Origin of the sequence: Acinetobacter sp. UBA3106 (assembly GCA_002365595.1) — a bacterium.
Classification (GTDB): Bacteria; Pseudomonadota; Gammaproteobacteria; order Pseudomonadales; family Moraxellaceae; genus Acinetobacter.
In genome coordinates, this window is the sequence record DFAM01000022.1 from 1 (window position 1) to 14,162 (window position 14,162).

The 14,162-nt window shown below is 40.0% G+C and carries 13 protein-coding genes; 4 read left to right on the top strand and 9 right to left on the bottom strand.

The features are described 5' to 3' along the window. Nucleotides 1-31 precede the first annotated feature (31 nt). The gene (locus tag B4C48_RS12380; RefSeq protein WP_291356951.1) at nucleotides 32-304 is read right to left on the bottom strand and encodes a hypothetical protein; all 273 of its coding nucleotides are present in this window, start codon (nucleotides 302-304) and stop codon (nucleotides 32-34) included. 148 nt (nucleotides 305-452) lie between these two features. Continuing rightward, entirely contained in the window at nucleotides 453-1,640 is a 1,188-nt protein-coding gene (locus tag B4C48_RS12385) for a phosphoglycerate kinase (protein WP_291356954.1), read from the bottom strand. A 141-nt stretch (nucleotides 1,641-1,781) separates the two neighbouring features. On the opposite strand from B4C48_RS12385, the gene B4C48_RS12390 reads away from it, so the two are divergent. The 3 genes from B4C48_RS12390 to B4C48_RS12400 all read left to right on the top strand — a co-directional run bounded on the left by B4C48_RS12390 (nucleotide 1,782) and on the right by B4C48_RS12400 (nucleotide 4,472). Then, nucleotides 1,782-2,165: a DUF2237 family protein gene (locus B4C48_RS12390; RefSeq protein WP_086196374.1), complete on the top strand. Its 384-nt coding sequence runs from the start codon at nucleotides 1,782-1,784 to the stop codon at nucleotides 2,163-2,165. Next, a complete protein-coding gene (locus tag B4C48_RS12395; RefSeq protein ID WP_291356957.1) occupies nucleotides 2,165-2,758 on the top strand; it encodes a Maf family protein in 594 nt (197 codons plus the stop codon). Before B4C48_RS12390 ends, B4C48_RS12395 begins: the two co-directional genes overlap by 1 nt. Nucleotides 2,759-3,302: 544 nt before the next feature. Then, complete coding sequence (locus tag B4C48_RS12400; protein ID WP_291356959.1) at nucleotides 3,303-4,472, top strand: cupin domain-containing protein; 1,170 nt, start codon at nucleotides 3,303-3,305, stop codon at nucleotides 4,470-4,472. A 199-nt stretch (nucleotides 4,473-4,671) separates the two neighbouring features. Here B4C48_RS12400 and B4C48_RS12405 read toward each other — a convergent pair whose 3' ends face one another. From B4C48_RS12405 to B4C48_RS12425, 5 genes are all read right to left on the bottom strand, one after another. Next, nucleotides 4,672-6,552: a sensor histidine kinase gene (locus B4C48_RS12405; protein WP_291356960.1), complete on the bottom strand. Its 1,881-nt coding sequence runs from the start codon at nucleotides 6,550-6,552 to the stop codon at nucleotides 4,672-4,674. Further along, nucleotides 6,549-7,232, bottom strand: coding sequence for a response regulator (locus B4C48_RS12410; RefSeq protein WP_291356962.1), 684 nt, complete (start codon nucleotides 7,230-7,232; stop codon nucleotides 6,549-6,551). Before B4C48_RS12410 ends, B4C48_RS12405 begins: the two co-directional genes overlap by 4 nt. 307 nt (nucleotides 7,233-7,539) lie before the next feature. Next, a complete protein-coding gene (locus tag B4C48_RS12415) occupies nucleotides 7,540-8,319 on the bottom strand; it encodes a glutathione S-transferase N-terminal domain-containing protein (RefSeq protein ID WP_291356964.1) in 780 nt (259 codons plus the stop codon). 22 nt (nucleotides 8,320-8,341) lie between these two features. Further along, nucleotides 8,342-8,854, bottom strand: coding sequence for a ribonuclease E activity regulator RraA (gene rraA / locus B4C48_RS12420; RefSeq protein ID WP_291356966.1), 513 nt, complete (start codon nucleotides 8,852-8,854; stop codon nucleotides 8,342-8,344). Nucleotides 8,855-8,866: 12 nt separating this feature from the next. Further along, on the bottom strand, nucleotides 8,867-9,532 hold the full coding sequence (locus B4C48_RS12425) for an NAD(P)H-binding protein (protein WP_291356968.1): 666 nt from the start codon (nucleotides 9,530-9,532) through the stop codon (nucleotides 8,867-8,869). 215 nt (nucleotides 9,533-9,747) lie between these two features. Here B4C48_RS12425 and rpsT point away from each other — a divergent pair, with 215 nt between their 5' ends. Further along, the gene (gene rpsT, locus B4C48_RS12430) at nucleotides 9,748-10,014 is read left to right on the top strand and encodes a 30S ribosomal protein S20 (RefSeq protein ID WP_039622003.1); all 267 of its coding nucleotides are present in this window, start codon (nucleotides 9,748-9,750) and stop codon (nucleotides 10,012-10,014) included. A gap of 479 nt (nucleotides 10,015-10,493) precedes the next feature. On the opposite strand, the gene B4C48_RS12435 is transcribed toward rpsT, so the two are convergent. Both B4C48_RS12435 and B4C48_RS12440 read right to left on the bottom strand, forming a co-directional pair. Continuing rightward, the gene (locus B4C48_RS12435; RefSeq protein ID WP_291356973.1) at nucleotides 10,494-13,247 is read right to left on the bottom strand and encodes a M66 family metalloprotease; all 2,754 of its coding nucleotides are present in this window, start codon (nucleotides 13,245-13,247) and stop codon (nucleotides 10,494-10,496) included. A gap of 402 nt (nucleotides 13,248-13,649) precedes the next feature. After that, the coding region (locus B4C48_RS12440; protein ID WP_291356975.1) for a histidine phosphatase family protein at nucleotides 13,650-14,162 on the bottom strand (513 nt) is incomplete at its 5' end.

Genomic DNA, 14,162 nt, shown 5'->3' on the forward strand with positions numbered 1-14,162 from the left:
TGCAGGGACTTTTAAATAAAAAATGACAATCTTAATGCGCAGTGGCTGTAGAAGCAGCTTCTTCAGCGCTTGCCGTTGCTTCATCTGCTGAAGCATTTGCCACTTCAGCTGGCACATCAGTATTTTTTTCATCCAGAACTGGCTTATCCAGTGCATCAATGGCTTTTTGCTGTTCTACTGTGGTTTGTTGGTCCGCTGCTGCAGAAGCGGCAGTTTCAGTTTTAGGTGCTTCATCTTTCTTGGCACAGGCAGTCAGAGTCAAAGGTAAGATCACCAATGCTGCAAGTGTTGATTTCAAGTTCATCACATTTTCCTACGATAGGAGATTTAATGACCGAGATTTTATTTCAGTTATATTTCATTTTAATGACTAAAAAATGAAGCGCTAAAATGAAAAGACATGAAAAAAGGCTGACCGAAGTCAACCTTTTGATTACAGCTAGACGGCTGAATCAGGCACGTTCTAAAAGTACAGCAACTGCCGGAAGTGTTTTGCCTTCCACAAATTCAAGGAATGCACCACCACCGGTCGAAATATAACCAATCTTGTCTGCAACGTCGTATTTGTCGATCGCAGCCAAAGTATCACCACCACCAGCAATAGAGAAACCTTCAGATTCAGCGATTGCTAAAGATAAAGCTTTAGTGCCTTCACCAAATTGATCTACTTCAAATACACCTACAGGACCATTCCAAAGAATCGTTTTAGAGGTTTTTAAGATCTCAGCGAATGCTTTTGCAGTTTCAGGACCGACATCCAAAATCATGTCGTTATCGCTAACATCTTCGACTTTTTTCACTACAGCTTTAGCCACAGCAAGTGAACCAAGGAAATCATCAAAATTGATTTCAGCAGCATCGGCAACCACCACGTCTGTTGGAAGCGGCACAGAAACTTTAGCCGCAATCGCTTTAGCTGTGTCGATCAAATCATTTTCACAAAGTGATTTACCTACATTGAAACCCGCCGCAGCCAGGAATGTATTGGCAATACCGCCACCCACGATCAACTGATCACAAATATCAGAAAGCGAAGTCAATACATCAAGCTTGGTTGATACTTTAGAGCCTGCAACAATCGCCACCATTGGTTTTTCAGGTGTTTGCAGCGCACGGCCCAAAGCATCCAGCTCAGCTGCAAGTAAAGGACCTGCTGCTGCAACCTTCGCATAACGTGCCACGCCTTCAGTTGACGCTTCTGCACGGTGTGCAGTACCAAATGCATCCATTACAAATACATCACAAAGCGCTGCATATTTTTGTGCAAGTTCAGGATTGTTTTTCTTTTCACCATGATTAAAACGCACGTTTTCAAGCAATACCACTTGACCGGCTGCAACTTCAACACCATCCAAATAATCAGTAAATAATTTTACTTCATGACCCAAAGCTTCAGTTAAATAAGCTGCAACAGGTGCTAAAGATTGTTCAGGTTTTGGCTCACCTTCAACTGGACGACCAAGGTGTGAATAAACCATTACTGCTGCACCTTTTTCCAGGGCCGCTTTAATTGTGGGTAATGCTGCGCGCAAACGTGCATCACTGGTAATTACACCGTTTTTAACAGGAACGTTTAAATCTTCACGAATTAGTACACGCTTACCTGCCAAATCCAGGTCAGTCATACGCTGAAAGTTCATGTAGAGCTCACTTTATAGATATAAAAAACGCCCCGATTTTAAATGATTATGTAGAAAAAGGTTAGCATCTTTTGCAGAAAAGCTGTAGAAAGACAAAGTTTTGATTATCATAGTCAAAAGCCACCTCACGATTTAGAGCTTATGTCTATTCACCCAGATCCAAATATCAATCGCCTGAATGTTTTAGGCGAACCCTTGGCAAGCTGTTGCTACTCTCCTATTACCGGTTATTTTCGTAACGGCTTTTGTCATACGGCGACTACAGATCTAGGTCAGCACACCATGTGTGCACAAATGACCGCCGAGTTTCTGAATTTCTCTCAAAAAGTAGGTAATGACTTGATTACACCGCTCCCAGAAGTAGATTTTCCTGGTTTGGAACCGGGTGATTTCTGGTGCATTTGTGTGACCCGTTGGGTTGAAGCATACCAAGCCGGTATTGCCCCTCCCATTAAAATTCAAGCTTGCCATCAAGCTGTGCTTTCTTATGTCCCGCTTGATGTGCTTATGGAATATGCAGTGTAATGAGTACTCCCCAAATTATTTTGGCTTCAAGCAGTCAAACCCGTAAAGACCTGATGGATCGCCTGCGTATTGATTATCAAAGCATGGTGCCCAATATCGATGAATCACCTCGCGGTGAAAATCATGCCGATCATTTAGCGCAGCGACTGGCTTTTGAAAAAGCCAAAGCGATTTCAGAACAGTATCCTGAAGCGATCGTGATTGGTTCCGATCAGGTGGCTTGGCGTGAAGGCGCACCGGACATTTTTATTGGCAAACCTTTGACGGTAGAAAAAGCCATCAGACAGTTACAGGCCAATTCTGACAAAATCGTTTATTTCAGTACCGCATTAAGCGTACAACAGCAATCAAGCGGTTTTGAAAAAACTCTGGTTGAACACTATAAAGTCAAGTTTCGCAAACTTAGTCTTACTGAAATTGAGCGCTATATTGAAATTGAACAGCCTTTAATGTGTGCAGGCAGTTTTAAGTGTGAAAGTCTGGGAATTAGTCTGTTTGAACAGATGATGGGACAGGACCAAACCACGTTGATGGGTATGCCGATGATTCAGCTGTGTCATATTCTGCGTCAGTTGAATGTTTTGGTGCCTTAAATCATCCTTTTTGGGGAATTTAATATTCCCCAAATTTACCAATAGCATCACTCGCTGAATACCCGTTCTTTTCAATACAGACTAGTACAACTCCGATAAATTAAATTTAAAATCTATAGTAGACTTCTTTCATAAATCATTTTTCTATTACTAAAATTTGTCCTTGAAGCCAAAATTTAAAATAGATTTTAGTAAGTATTGAATTCATGAGTGTGGCATGGATGCCACACGTTTCTCATCACGACAAGGATGTCGTGTATGGGAAACAAAAGGTTTTTGTCTACTTTTGACCTTTCAAAAGTAGAGAGATTGCCTACTCAAAGGTATAAAAATAAAATCAATTAAATATGAGGCAGTGCTGATTTTAAAAATTTAATATTGAATATTTTTTGATTTATGAAAAAGACCTAATGGTTAAATAAAAGATAATTTGACTTAAATGATAAACATCCAAAAAAATAATAAGATTAGAAAATCAACTTCAGCTTGCACCCCAGACTGACTCACGCGAAAATACATCCAAATTTACTAAGCAGTTTTAGCAATGCCCCAAACCTTAGATGTATTAGGCGGAATTACCGCTGAACAATTCCTTGCTGAATATTGGCAAAAAAAACCCTTACTGGTTCGTAATGCGCTTCCTGAAATTGCCGGTCTTTTAGAACCGAGTGACGTGATGGAACTGGCTCTGGACGAAAATATCAGTGCCCGCCTCATCAAGCAAAAAGATAAAGATCCCAACCAATGGTCGGTAAAATCTTCACCTTTAATTAAGGCAGATTTCCAGAAGATGCCCAAGCTTTGGACCCTGCTGGTTCAAGCGGTAGACCATTATTCCTTTGACCTGGCCGAGCTGTGGAAAAAATTTTCCTTCATTCCGCAGTGGCGCCGTGATGACATCATGGTGTCTTATGCACCTAAAGGTGGATCTGTCGGTAAGCATTTCGACTTTTATGATGTGTTCCTGGTACAAGGTCATGGTCATCGCCGTTGGCAATTGGGCCAAATATGTGATGCAGATACTGACTTCGTTGCAGGTCAGCCTCTAAAATTACTGCCAGACATGGAAGTCAATTTTGATGAGGTGCTTGCTCCGGGTGACTTGCTTTATGTCCCACCAGGTTTATCGCACTACGGCGTAGCTGAAGATGACTGCCTAACCTACTCATTTGGTTTCCGCATGCCAAATGTGGCGGAAATGATGGATCGCGTCAGTGATAAATTTGCTGCGGATCAATTATTAAAAAATCCACTTAAAGACATTTTACGTGACAAAATCAGCCCGATTGGTCAAATCAGCCAAAATGAACTTGAGTATTTAAAGACTGAGCTTTTAGCACAATTACAAAATCCGACCGTGCTGGAAGATGCGCTGATGAGCCTGATGTCAGAGCCTAAATATCCTGAAAATATTCCTGAGGCAGAAGCCATTGGTACAGGTGATCTGGAAGAAGCTTTGGATCAGGGTTATTCACTCATACTCGAGCCGGCATCACGTCTGCTTTATACCGAAGACGAAGATGAACTACTGTTTTGGGCCAATGGTGAAGGCATTTGTATTTCAGATGCATTTTCACCAATTTTAAAACAGCTGGCAGATGGCAATCCGGTATTACTCGATGAAAATCTATATGATCCCGACATTTTAGAAGACATCGTAAACTTGTTAAATGAATCTATTCTGATGCTGTTGCCTGCTGCAGATGAAGAATAAACTGATTTAGTATCACTTAAAACATAAGGGGAAATTCATTTTCCCCTTATTTTATATCGCAGCCTTTCAGATATAGATTAAAACTTTCTATTTCTCCCAGAAGATCATTATAAATATTCCTGCTTTTTAATTTTTTGCAAATTTTATAAACGGATGGAATGCCAACTGATATTTAATCATGTAAGTCATATTTAATTGCTTATTTCAGTTTTACGATCGCCTGGATGATCGTGCGGCCTGGCTCAGAAGATAACTCCAGCTCGGCACCCATCCGCTCCAAACGCATTTTCATACTACGCATGCCGATACTTAATCCTTGTTGCGCGACACAATCCGTATTAAAACCGACACCGTCATCTTCTATACTCAAAATAAACTGATTTTCTGTGAGATAAACCATCGCTATTTTTACCTGCTTGGCCTGACTATGTTTAATAATATTGGTCAGACTTTCTTCTAGAACCCGTATTAAAGTGAGACATTGCAAAGCACTCGGTACTGCTTGCCATTCATGCGGAAAAATCCATTTAGAACGAATATCCAGCTCATCCATCAGCTGACTAAAACGATGCCTTACCGGTGCAACCCACAGTACCGGACTAACTGGTATCTTATTATCTGCTGATGAGCCACTATCGATAATTTGTCTGAGGTCATCTCTTAATAATTTCAGCATCGATAAAAATTGTTTGTTTGAAATATTATGGGCACTTTGATCCACTAAAATCATTGAGCGTACCAGCGACGCGCCCAAACCATCATGTAAATCATGAGATAAATGGATTCTTTCTTGTAGCTTGACATTTTCAAGCTCTAATTGGTGTTTTTCATTCAAACTGGAGCTTAAGTCATCACTGACCTGTTGAACTTTTACTTCTAGCCGAGCATTAAATGCTTCTATCTTTTTCACATTATGTGCCAGTCTGGCGCCTAATATCACCACCACAAAAAAGGTAATAATGGGTGAGGTATAAGGTGATAATGGTCGAGTATCTGATTCCATTGCTGAGGATAATAATAGAAGATCGAAAAATGAAAATACGACAATCCCGGTCAAACAAATGGCTAAAAATACATAATCGGAACGTCTGGTTTGAAAGGCGCGGTAGCTGACATATAGATAGGTTATAAAAAACAAAACAATGTATATTAAAAATATCAGTGAAAAGGCCCAATATATTTCTTGTGGCGGTGTAATAAAAATACTCACAATCACAAGACCAGTGATTAAATGAATGACTGGTTCAAGCCGACTAAAATACGTTTGAATAAATCTTAATAAATAAATACAGAAGCAAATGATATAAAGCACAAAAAAGACTAAATTGGCTTGAGCAGCCATCAGAGAGGTGGGATAGGGAAAATTTTCTGTGCTCAGTACATTTGAAATAAATAACACCCATAAAAAGCAGCTTAAAGCGAACCATCCAAATGTGGTTTCTTTACGTCTTAATAACCAGATCACCAGACAAATCACTGCGAAAGTGATGGATAAAATTATATTAATTTGAAATAATGTTCGACGATTCCATATTTTACTTTCATAGACCTCATCATTTTTTTGCACATTATTAAAGGAAATACTGCCTAATCCCGGAGATTGAAAAGCATTGCCACGCACATAAATCAAAATTTCATTTTCTTTAGCTCTTAATCCCGAAATCGGTAAAATCCAGTAACGCGGTACATTCCAGCTTTTTGATAAAGGTTCGTGCAGATTTTTATTTTTCCAAATTAAATCGCCGTTTAAATAAACAGCACCCGCAGAATTAATATAATCAATTAAAAAGGCAATCGGTTCTGTGAGTTTGGTATTATTTTGGCAAGACCATTTCCATTGGATCTTATACCAGACTCCGCCATTATAATTTGGCCAGCGCTTATTCCATTGATCAGGTAAATCTACAGACTCCCAGCCTTGTTGAGGTAAAAACGTAGCTGAACTGGTCTGAACAGCATGAATAGAATCAATATGCACTGCACATTGTGAATTAATGTTTTCAGTTCTTTTCGCATAACTGCTTTGACTCAGCAGACTGAGCACAAGAATAAAAAAATACTGCGCGATAAACCGCTTCATAAAATCCCTAAGGATCGTGCTGCACTCACCGCTTTGGTTCTTTTGGTCACCGACAATTTTCGGTAAATATGCTTGATGTGACTTTCCACCGTATATTTAGACACAAACAATTGTTCAGCTATTTCCCGATTACTCATGCCCTGAGCGACCAGATTCAGAATTTCGGTTTCCCGATTGGTTAACAGCTCCATATCTGCATCTAGAATTTTTTGATCATGCGCTGCCGGCAAAACCGCAGCCGAGATTTGTTTTAGAATTTCTTGTGCAATAAAAGGGTCTATCGGTGCACCGCCACGTAAAATACTGCGAATAGACAACAGCACTTCTGCATCATCACGCTCTTTCAGAACATACCCAGTCGCACCGGCCTTGATCGCTGAAAATAAACTTTCCTGAGTACTCCAAGCCGAAATCACCAGGATCATGGCATTATTATCCAGTGTACGCAGCTTTTCGATCAGCTCTATACCATTGCCGTCAGGAAGTCCCAGATCGACCAGAGCCAAGGAAATAGGTTGCTGTTCTATTTCCACAAAAGCCTGTTGCAAGTTTTTAGCAAAAATAAGCATATCTTTGCTATAGCCCAGTTCTGTCAATATATTTTTTAATCGTTCTTGAATTAGACTTTCATCTTCAACAATTAAAACCGGTACCGGTAAAATCGTTTCTAACTTTGACACACATCACCCCCTGTTATCAGCGTTTACTATAGTCAGCAAAACACTCTGAATAACATCCCTAAAATTAGGTAATTTAATGAATTTTATATTAATAATTGATCGGTTTTATTTGCTATGCTGCTGTCAGCCTGCTCAAATTAACACCATAAAATAAAAACTTTAAAGTTTCAATCGATGATTTATCTATCATTTATTCATTCAATATTCTGAATATCATGCTGTGCATGACGCACTTTGCTTTTAGCCTAGATTAAATAAATAGAACAAAAGAAACCGCTACTTTAGCGGTTTCATTCTTCATAATGGATTACTGACCATATTGCTGGTTTAAATATTTCACAATTTGTGCCGACTCAAACATTTTCACCCCAGTATTCGGGTCGACTAAATAAGGAACCTGAATATCACGCCCCATCATTTCAACAATCTTCTCACGTTTGCCGCCCGATAAAGGTTGATATTTCCCAGGTTTTAAACGCAGTACTGCCGGTCCCATATCCTGCCAGCGCTCTTTAGCCACATTATGGTAAATATACGGTAGTTCAAGCTCGGTTAATACCGCTCGTACCACACGGGTAAAAGGACTGGCTTCAAAACCCCATAATTCCAAAAGTTGAGCGGGTGCTGCACGATCTTTAATTTTCTGGTTAATCCAGACACCGCGTGCTCCATTAATGATGGTTCCAGCAAATGCAGCGACAGGAATTTTAGGATAATGGGTAAATTTTTTTGGTGTGGTTCCAGTTCGGCCATAATGCTTAAACAGATAATGAATAATGTCCTGAGATTCATACATCTGAACTCCATTATTTTCATCAATAAAAAATGGGAGCTGTTTTTTTCCACCTTTTTCTTTGACAATTTTGCGGTACTTCTGCCCACCCTTCGGACAAGGATAAACCTCATAATCCAGGTTTAATAAAGTTAAAACTTCACGCACACGGCGGCAAAATGGCGAACCTTCAAACTCATAAAGTTTGAGTGATTTTTCAGGTTGCTGGGGAAAAGCAGTGCCACTCACGCCACGTCCACCTTCAGTCAAAGATGAAGCTAAAGCCTGTATCACTTTAATTTGATGATTCACCATTTTTATCCTTATATCTGGGTCGTTAAAAATCGACTAATTTTTCTTTTGCAATCACAATACCGTTATTATCGGCATAGATGTAATCGCCAGAATTGATGCTTACTCCACCAAAATACAAAGTTAAATCCACTTCGCCTATGCCTTTGCGATTGCTTTTTTGTGGAATTGCAGCCAATGCATGCACGCCCAGATCCAATTCGGCAATCGCATCTACATCGCGTACACAGCCGTAAATAACGACACCGTTCCAATGGTTCTTAACCGCTGACTCTGCAATCATATCGCCCATCAAGGCACAGCGCATTGAAGCTCCACCATCTACCACCAGCACTTTACCGGTACCATCCGTTGCGAGCAGTTCTTTGACACGTGAATTATCTTCAAAACACTTTACGGTGACGGCTTGACCGCCAAAGCTTTTACGCGCGCCATAGCTTTTAAAGAATTTACCATCCATGGATGGGATGACCACCTGAATGTCTTTTTCTGGATTATCATCAAGTAAATCACATGTTACGAATGCTGGATTAGACACTTTTTATTTCCCTCATTTGGAATTTTGTATGCGTAAATTATCATAAATTTCAAACTTTTCAGTCTGCGTTTGCGCTGCATCGACCATAGTATGAGCCACCTGTGAGGCTGTCACTGGCTTATATTTAAATGTATCAGGAACCAAATGCGAAAATTTTTGATACAGCTTTTGCGTCAGATCTTCCAACGTTCGTTGTTCCTGGCGTTCACCGATCAATAATGAAGGGCGCAGAATGGATGCATATTCTAAATTTAAGCTTTGAATATGCTGTTCCAGCTCCCCTTTGACTTTATTGTAAAAAATTTTTGATTGCGCATTTGCACCCATCGCACTCACCAGCACGTAATGGGTAGAAGTTGCTTCCAGTAAATCGGCAAAATGGGCATTGATTTCATAATCAATATTATAAAAATTCTGTTTTGAACCGGCCTTTTTTTGTGTAGTACCTAAACAGCTGAAGGCATGACTATAGCCATTCACATCTTGATCATTCAGAAGCAGAAAATCTTCCAGGACAAACTGTTGTACTTTTTTTAGGCTTTTAAGCTTGGGATATTCATGTCGAACGACTGCGGTTATTTTTTCGCAGCTTTCAATCTGATTAAGCTGCTTCAGTAGTTCACGGCCTACTAAACCCGTTGCGCCAATCACAATTGCACTTTTAATTGATTTAGTCATTTTTTAAGCGATCTCGATAGGTTATTACTAATGTAACGGTTTCTTTATAATTTTTATGCATCTAAAATGTTGTCAAATCAAGTCAAGACTTGACTTACCGCCATAGTTTAATCACAATATGGCACTTGTTTACGGGCTGGTGATAATTCTTCTGATGAAGGTTTTCAGTTGCAATTTCAGCCCGCCCAGACCAATCTAATTCAAGGAGTGCACGAGTGGCAAACTCTGCTCAAGCTAAAAAACGTGCTCGTCAAAACGTTAAAGCACGTAAACACAACGCTAGCTTACGTTCTATGGTTCGTACTTATCTTAAACGTACAGTAGCTGCTATCGCTGCTGGTGATTATGCTGCTGCTACAGAAGCATACAAAACTGCGGTTCCGGTAATTGACCGTATGGCTGATAAAGGCATCATCCATAAAAACAAAGCTGCTCGTCATAAGAGCCGTTTGAATGCACAAGTTAAAGCTTTAGCTAACTAAGTTGTTGCATTGAAAAAAGCCCGTTGAGGGCTTTTTTTACGCCTTGCATTTAGTAACGAGTTTAATAGCACGTTGTCGTATTCACCACTTGAGCTTCATCCTGTTCCATTAACTTAAAATCGTTGGGTAATTTTCCATCAGATCTTATCTATAATTCATAATAACCTTAGTTATAATCAATTTTTCAAGCCAATATTAACCATAAGAATAAAAACCGATTCCAGCGTGCAGCATCAACGTCTTAAATTTGCTTGAGTACAGCCATTGCGCATGGTTTTAATGATCAGGATTGAAGTCTAATCATTCCACTATCAACACTGGTTTTTGATCCATACGAATTAAAATGATTCGATCGCATGGCGCACGAGTTTTAAATCTGAGGCAAATAAAAAGCCCTCCTGAGAGGGCTTGTGCGATGACTGATAGACTATAAATAGAGTCAATAGTGGCCTTATTGCGACAAAGAAACTATCAATACATTATTGGACTAAGAGTCTTAAATTTTGTGGTTTTAAATAAGCCAATATTAAGCTGCTATTTGGCGTTAAATTGCTCCACTTCTGATTTCCACCTCCAGTGCAAGCATAGCGAATTAGGTTTGCACGGTTATTGGTTAAGCGACCCGATTCCAAATCGAAACATTGACCCGATTGGGTAATTGCTGTGGTTTCAGGTTTCATTGTCCAGATTTGTGTATCTTTATCTGTTGCGCAGTCTGTCAAAATAATCTTTGCACCGCCGCCTGTACTGGTTAAGCATTGTCCTACTGCATATCTACTTTGAATCCGCCCTAAACCATCGTAAACCCACTGTTCCGATGCATTAGCACTACAACCACTTGAACCACTGATGGAGGTGTTGTATTGACCATTTTCAAGCTTTTCAACTTTTAGGCAATTTGTACCATTTTTAATCAATGAGGTATTGCTGTTCAAATCACTTTTCGACAAACCCAGTAACTCAATAAAATGATTTAATGCAGTCAGCGCTTCAGGCTGATTGGCCTTTAAATCTGCCTGATATACATTCATCCAGCGGTTTAAACGGTAAATGGTATTTTGCTGTTGTGTATAACGATCCATCTGCTGTACCGCCAAGGCGCTTAACTCATTTTTATTCGCCTTATAAGCGTCATAAAGCAGTTGTGTCGCAGGCTTCAAGCTCACCACATCATTGGATGCTTGAGTTATTAATTCCTGCTCCAAAGTAGGCAACTCAATTTTCCTTAATGCACTATAACCCTCTGCTTTACCAATATGTACCGCAGGTGTAATCACATCGGTATAGTGCGGAATATCAATCGATGCCAATAACTTTTCATTTGCATTGGCTTGTTTGCAATACAAATCTACTTTTTGCGGCTGATCTGAAATGGCCAGATTGACATGCAATTTATTGGCATTACTTCCCAGACGCGCCGGTGATAATGCAACGTTCTTCACCCTATTGGGATATTGAATATTTAACCAACAGGCAGATTGATCCAAAGCAGTATTTGCACTAGGTAAATCATAAACATTGCCCCAGTTGGAACGCGCAGCAGGATACAGCAGCCCCATCTGATTTACCGGGTCATATCCACCTAAAATGGTCAGCACAGGCTGTCCAAATATACGGGGCCGCGGGTAATTCTGCTTGGCCTGATACCACACAGGAGATGTTGAATTCGGCATAACCGGCTGTGCAACTTCCATTTGGCGCGTATCTTTATTCCATTTTTTATAACCTGTAGGTGAAGTCTCATCCCAGACATAGCGGTCAAAATGCGGTTGAATCTTTAAAAAAGTACTGTAACCCGTGTAATGGGTATATCTAGAGATGGTGCTGTCCGCATAGCCTCCAGACATTGCATCTTTACCATAAGGGAAAATGTTCTGAAAGTTGGGAATCCCGTTGCTTCCATCCCATTTCCAGGTTGCCGTCCATGACAGATTGCCACGCATCATATTACGGTAGCCAATATATCCCCAACCGCTGTCTGCATGATGCGCTGCCCAGAATAGATTATCTCCCTCTTGTCCAGGATAGTGCCCCAATCCATAATGATGACCAATCTCATGACTGAATTCATTGCCCACCGAATCATATAAGGTCAGCATGCCATTGCCGCCACTTAAACCGTGTCCCTGCACGCCATTGGCATAATTTCCCCGAGTATGATGCACGACTACAGTTTGAGTCAGCTGCGGCTGGCTTTGACTCGCCATAGAAGCACTGGTAATACCCCAGTTTGCAAGATTAATCCCTACACTGAATGTGGATTTACCCACATCTTCACGCATATCCCCTGCGTAATCTCCCCCTGTGCTGGTACTGGCAACATCATAAATGGTACCGTTGGAAACCATGACCCGATTCAAGGTCATATCGTCATATTTGGCAACCGTCATTTGTGCTGCAGGAATGGTTTGAAAATAATCTGTACCCGCTTTTTCTGGCTGCAACAGCATATAATGACCATTGGATTTTGGATAATCGGTCAACATTCCGACACGAATGTTATTTACGACCAACTCCCCGGGCGCTGCAAAATCAATTTTTTCTTCAAACAGTTCACCGCTTCGATTTTGCTGATCAATAATTTTTATTTGTAATCCTGGACGTACTTCATCCCAATTCAGTCTAGCTGACCATGCACGTTTACTATATGAAACGTGCGGTCGTGTATCGGTTTTATTTTGGTCTGAAGCTGGAATTTGCGTAGGATCTTGCAGCTTAATTTGGCGCAATAAGCGCCCATCTTGATAAATTTCAGCGGTTATTTGTGTTACATCACTCATATCCAGTGTCGGTGTAACCAGTAACAGCGCTTCTTTTTCTGAGGTTAAACGAGGCATTTTTTTGGCTTCGTTACCACTGGGATCTACCACATGGCCTTGAGCAAACTGAACCATTGCTTTAAAAGAACCCTCTAGATCTACTCGAATATCACGGGTATTGCCCAATGCGTTGTAATCGTAATATCCAAGCAATGCGTCATCTATAACATCTTTTGTCGGTTCAGGATAACTCTCTTGTTCTGGAACAGCTTCTTGTTCTGGAACAGTTTCTTGCTCCTGATCTTCTTCTGGAGTAATGACACCTCCAATAAAATCGATGATTTCATCAACAATTGAAGAGTCTGATGGTGCAGATGAATTTGAAGATTCTGTAGAGCTTCCACCTCCGCCTCCACAGGCCCCCAGCATTGCCGATAATATACAAATATTTAAATACTTAAACTGTAGCTGCATCACATTTTTGCCCCAATAACATCATAACTTCTCTAAAATAAAAAATTATGTGTTTTTATTAAAAAAATATATTTATCAAAAACTTACAGAAAAATATTATCTTAGAAAGAAAGAATAAACTATTAAAAAATATGCAAAGCACTTCTCTAAACAGTTGTATTTATTTGTTTTATTTTTTAATTTTTGGAATAAAACGTGGACTTGTTAGAACATTTATTTGTACGAAAATATTAAGGTTTATAAACAAAGGTCTTTGAAATGAGATATACAACTTTATTTTAATATGGCTTTTTTTAGTTTAGAGAAATATTTAAATTGCTATAAATAATAGACTTAAAAATTGATGCATCAAAAATGTGTAGCTGCATTTTATCTATAATTTGAGGTGTGCTTTTTAAACCTTTATTTTATTTTTTCCAGGTTCTGAAATTCCCGAATCGATAGCTCATTCACTTCACCACGCCAGATCCATTTCAGCTTGGACTCTAAAAACACATCGCCTTCAAACCAGACAAACAGACCTTCCATCATTTTTGGCCAGTCTTCCCGGCTAACGGTATTGCGACCGGAAATCACCGCAATAATGGCCGCCAAAATGGTATCGTGACTCACGGCCAGACTTAAACCGAAATGATCTTGTGGATGAGTGTTATAAATCAGTTCCAACACATCCACCACGCCAGTAATGGGATGTTTCATTCCTGGTAAGGCATTATTGACAAAACTGTTAATAAAGCCCAAAGCACCCTGTTTTCGAAAATAAGGTCCCGCCTGTTTAATATCCAGTACAAAACTTCCCGGCTCGACCAATAAGCCTTGCTCGACAATTTCAATATGATGGGTATTTTGTGCCAGCGTACTCGCGTCGGCCCCCTGGATCATCAAAGCAGCGGTATCGACACAGCGTTGGATTGG